The organism is uncultured Campylobacter sp., assembly GCF_938045225.1.
Lineage (GTDB): Bacteria > Campylobacterota > Campylobacteria > Campylobacterales > Campylobacteraceae > Campylobacter_A.
The window spans coordinates 1-3,188 of record NZ_CALINL010000106.1 but is presented as its reverse complement, the minus strand read 5'-3'; the positions used below and the strand labels follow the sequence as shown (position 1 = coordinate 3,188).

Genomic DNA, 3,188 nt, shown 5'->3' with positions numbered 1-3,188 from the left:
TGCGAGGGATTTGTTGTGCGTCATGATTAGCGTTGGCATATTTAGCTCGCGTATGACGTTTGCCATCGTAAAGGTCTTGCCCGAGCCCGTGACGCCTAAAAGCGTTTGATATTTGTTGCCAGATCTTACGGAGGCTACGATGTTAGCGACTGCGCGGGCCTGATCCTCGCTCGGGCTAAATTTGGACGAAATTTCAAAATTTTTCATTTTTTACCTTAAAAATCAGCTTTTTTTGTTACAATTACGTAAAATTATACCAAAACTAAGGAAAAAGATGTTTGATAACGATAAAGTACTAAACACCCTAACCGACAAGGTAAACGACCTGCTAGCTAGATATAACGAAATCTGCGAAGAAAACGAGTCTCTACGCAACGAACTAATCAGCGTCAAAGCCCAAAACGAAGCAAAAACAAACCAAATCGCACGCCTAGAAGAAGATCTGAGAACCAAAAATACCGAGAGCGACGACGTTATCCGCAAGATCGAAGCGGTACTGGGAAAATAAGCAAACGATGAAAAAAATAACGGTAAAAATAGCTTCCACATTCTACAACATCAGTCTCGAGGACGACTTTGCCCAAAATTTTGAAAAAGAGTGGGAGACCTTTACCGGAGGCAAAAAGTATCTCGACGTCAAAGAGCTACTAAGCGCCTTTGTCCAAAAATGCTATGAAAACTATCAGCAGGAGCGCGATCTGCGCTCTTTGGCTCAAAAAGTAAGTAAAGAAATAAGTTAAAATTTATTATATATTACTTTTTTACACGCGTTTATACAAAAATCTTTCTTTTTAATGTGTTTTTAAGCTAATTAACTATATAATCCCGCCGACTGCATAAGTGTATGCAGAATAAACACAAGGAGTCTCGTATGAGAAAAGGTTTTACAATGATTGAGTTGATCTTCGTGATCGTTATTTTAGGTATTCTAGCTGCTGTCGCTATCCCAAGACTAACTGCAACTCGCGATGATGCAGAGATAGCAAAAGCTGCGACAAATCTTACAACATTGATTAGTGATTTAGGTGCTTTCTATACTTCACAAGGGGAATTTAGTCCAAAATTAAGTGGTATGACAAATGTTCAGCTTGCTGCAGGCGGAGTCGGCACTGCTGATGATATCGTAGCTGCCGGTAAAAGATGCATAAGAGTTACTTTGGTGCCAAATGTTGATGCTACTACAGGCAAACCAGCTCATTTAAGAATACAACAAGGTGCTGATAATTCTGCTCCAGTATGCCAAAAAGTGATAGCTAGCAAAAGCGTCGATGCTTTACTTAAGAGCAAATTCTCATTTTCGCACAAACAAACAGGTGCTGTTATAGATAGCGGTGCAGGCGAAGTCGCAATCAGCGGTATAAACGTTAAATTCTAATTTGCTTAGAGTTTTTGTTTAGAAATGCTCAGTGAAACCCAAGTTTTGCCTCAGGTATAGACTTGGGTTTTTGTATTTATACGGTTATTGTTTTATTTGTAGGCAATACAGAATAGTTAATTGTTGATATGTAAGTATAGATATATCAAACAATATAAAAAGATTATGACAAACGTGCTAGATGCATATACAATGGTGCTAATGTTGCATTAAGCGGCATTTGTTATTCATTTGATTGCGACTTTAGAATAGAATTTGTTTTTATAAGCAATACGCATGAGTATGCTGTGACGAGAATAAACCCAAGCGTCACTGTAGATGAGCATTATGTTGTTTTCGCGTATTGTAAAAGGAGTGGTGGCGTGAGACGTGGTTTTACAATGATGGAACTTATTTTCGTGATAGTTATTGTAGGTATATTGGCCGGTATCGCGGTACCAAAATTATTTGTTACTAGAGATGATGCTGTCTTAACAAGAGCTAGATCGGATATAGCTTCTATAAAAAGTGCAGTTATGAATGCGTACAATACTAATATGCTAACGGGTAGTTTTACGTACCCCGCACTTGAAAAGACAGGTAGCACAACAGGGCTTCTCTTTGAAAACGTTCTTCAAAGCGGCATAAAAGTCGATACAAAGAGCGGATGGTCAAAGTCTGGAGATAAGTATAAATTTACTCTCGGAGGCAAGTCTACCGAATTTACGTATAACATAACTAACGGTGCTTTTACTTGTCCTAAAACCGATAGCCTTTGTGCGGCCTTAACGGAGTAATGTTTTATTGTAAAGTAACTAAAATTAGCTTAGTTTTAAAGTTGCTTGTTTGTTGTTCTTTGTTTAAAATTACGCAATTTACCCAAAATTTAATTAACATCAAATACCAAAATAATGTCGGCTGTAATCACCCAATTATAGCCGATTTTTTTTCTGCAAATTTATTTAACGAAATATTCAAAGATTTTATCGTTAAAGAACATGCGAGTATGTATAAAACAAAAATACAAATTTTAAGTATTAAAAATATTCTAGTCAATGCTTTTTCTGCAAATATAATGAGTGTAAATTGGATTTTTTTAGTGCATAATGTCTGTAGTGGGTTTTTTGATAGTACTTTGCAGATAATTATAATTAATAAGCATAGTTTGTTTTGCTGTGAGACGAAAGATAAGTTGTGTTCGATACTAATGAAATAAAATACTATGAAATTTTACTAAGCGGACTAAGGTTGGAGCCGCTAACGTACCATTCGACCGAAATTTTATATCCTTTTCGCGCCGTTATAGTGAAAATTAGAGGCAAAAAGGCTTTAGGATATGTTTTGAGGCAAGTCGGTGAGCCGATCTTTAAAACGACTGAGATTTCTGAAGTTTGTACGCAAAAGTTAACTGAAATTCAAATTGCTCTTTTAAATTTTATTTCTCGCTATTACGTTGTAAACTGCTCTTTAGCAGTAGATATTTTTACTCCGTCGGATGAAAACGTAGGTGTCATAAAGCACGAGCAAAACGATTTTAAAACTCCAAATCTAAATGTAAATCAACAAGAGGCGCTAAATTTTGCAAAGAGCCATAAAACGAGTTTGATTTTCGGCGATACGGGAAGCGGTAAAAGCGAGATTTATTTTTCGCTCATTCGCGAATATTTGCTTGCCGGCCGACAGGTTTTGCTTTTGATGCCTGAAATCTCTCTAACGCCTCAAATGACGAAACGACTAAAAAGCTACTTCGGCGAGAAATTTGGCGTTTGGCACTCAAAAATAACGCCGAAAAAGCGCGGCGAGATCCTGCAAAAATTTCAGAGCCGCGAAATAA

The 3,188-nt window shown here is 37.1% G+C and carries 6 protein-coding genes; 5 read left to right on the top strand and 1 reads right to left on the bottom strand.

The genetic code is table 11. The features are described 5' to 3' along the window. On the bottom strand, positions 1-207 hold a 207-nt coding region (locus Q0200_RS04265; RefSeq protein WP_297938130.1), incomplete at its 3' end, for a DEAD/DEAH box helicase family protein. Positions 208-274: 67 nt separating this feature from the next. On the opposite strand from Q0200_RS04265, the gene Q0200_RS04260 reads away from it, so the two are divergent. The 5 genes from Q0200_RS04260 to Q0200_RS04240 all read left to right on the top strand — a co-directional run. Next, positions 275-508 carry a hypothetical protein gene (locus Q0200_RS04260; protein ID WP_002946661.1) on the top strand — a complete coding sequence of 78 codons (234 nt, stop codon included), beginning with the start codon at positions 275-277 and terminating at the stop codon, positions 506-508. Between the two features lie 7 nt (positions 509-515). After that, positions 516-740, top strand: a complete 225-nt coding sequence (locus Q0200_RS04255; RefSeq protein ID WP_002946662.1) for a hypothetical protein — start codon at positions 516-518, stop codon at positions 738-740. A 131-nt stretch (positions 741-871) separates the two neighbouring features. Continuing rightward, positions 872-1,375 carry a prepilin-type N-terminal cleavage/methylation domain-containing protein gene (locus tag Q0200_RS04250; RefSeq protein WP_034964562.1) on the top strand — a complete coding sequence of 168 codons (504 nt, stop codon included), beginning with the start codon at positions 872-874 and terminating at the stop codon, positions 1,373-1,375. Positions 1,376-1,737: 362 nt separating this feature from the next. After that, positions 1,738-2,151 carry a prepilin-type N-terminal cleavage/methylation domain-containing protein gene (locus tag Q0200_RS04245; protein WP_297938123.1) on the top strand — a complete coding sequence of 138 codons (414 nt, stop codon included), beginning with the start codon at positions 1,738-1,740 and terminating at the stop codon, positions 2,149-2,151. Between the two features lie 397 nt (positions 2,152-2,548). Then, positions 2,549-3,188: DEAD/DEAH box helicase (locus Q0200_RS04240; protein ID WP_297938120.1), on the top strand; the 640-nt coding region annotated here is incomplete at its 3' end.